This window comes from Paenibacillus sp. EKM10P (genome assembly GCF_011800655.1).
GTDB lineage: Bacteria > Bacillota > Bacilli > Paenibacillales > Paenibacillaceae > Paenibacillus > Paenibacillus polymyxa.
Window position 1 is genome coordinate 1 of record NZ_JAALET010000050.1, and the last position, 1,108, is coordinate 1,108.

Here is a 1,108-nt window from a genome sequence, read left to right on the forward strand (position 1 = left end):
ACCTCTTGCACGTCCTCCACTTTCAATATTTGTGCTTCGACCTCGCCCAGTTCGATCCGGTAGCCCCGGATTTTCACCTGATGGTCGATCCGGCCCAAATATTCAATGTTGCCGTCTGGCATCCATCTTGCCAAGTCCCCCGTACGGTACATTCGTTCATAGCCGGCTTCACCGGCTGCAAACGGGTTCGCTACAAATTTCTCCGCCGTCAGTTCTGAACGATCCAGGTAACCACGCGCCAGACCCGGACCAGACACGCACAGCTCACCTGCTACGCCGACCGGAGCCAAATGTCCATGCACATCCAGCATGTACACCCGGTGATTCGGCATAGGACGACCAATGGAAATGAGTTGGCCTGCCCTTTCATCCTCGGATACCGGCCAGATGGACGTTGCCACCGAGTTTTCGGTTGGACCGTAGCCATTGTAGTACGCCACTTGATCCTTCCACTTGTATACCAATTCTGTGGAAGAGGCTGAGCCCGCGGTGAACAAAATACGCAGGTTTGGCATCCGCTCCGGCTCCAGGTACACCGCATAGGTCGGCGGCAAAGCGGCCACCGTAATCCGGTGATCGGCCATATATTGCTCAAACCGCTCGTAGTTCAAAATCGTCTCTGTTGTTGGTACGTATAACGTGGCGCCGCAGAACAGCGCCTGGAAGATTTCCCAGCAAGCTGCATCAAACGAGTAGCTGGCGAACAGCAGCGCATGATCCGACGTACGGATCTTGAGCGTCTGATCAAAATACGTTTTCAGATTGCACAGCCCATGGTGCTCCAACATCACGCCCTTCGGCTGCCCCGTCGTCCCTGACGTATAAATCACATACGCCAAATCATTCGGGCCGGACTCCGGCTCCAGGTTGGAGCCATCCTCGTGATACACCGTTTGCTCACCATCTAGCACCAGCATGTGGCCGTCAAACGCGACTTTGTCTACCAGATGGCTTTGTGTTAACAGTAGCTTCGCTCCCGAGTCGTCCAGCATGTAGCGGATACGTTCCTCCGGATAGGTTGGATCGATAGAAACATAGGCGCCCCCAGCCTTCAAAATCCCAAAGATGCCCACGATCATGTCCACCGAGCGCTCAGTCATCAGACCCA

General features: G+C 54.9%; 1 protein-coding gene. It reads right to left on the reverse strand.

Going from position 1 to position 1,108, the window contains the following annotated elements; all coding sequences use genetic code 11:
- The coding region (locus HFE01_RS26340) for an amino acid adenylation domain-containing protein (protein ID WP_167442898.1) at nucleotides 1-1,108 on the reverse strand (1,108 nt) is incomplete at both ends.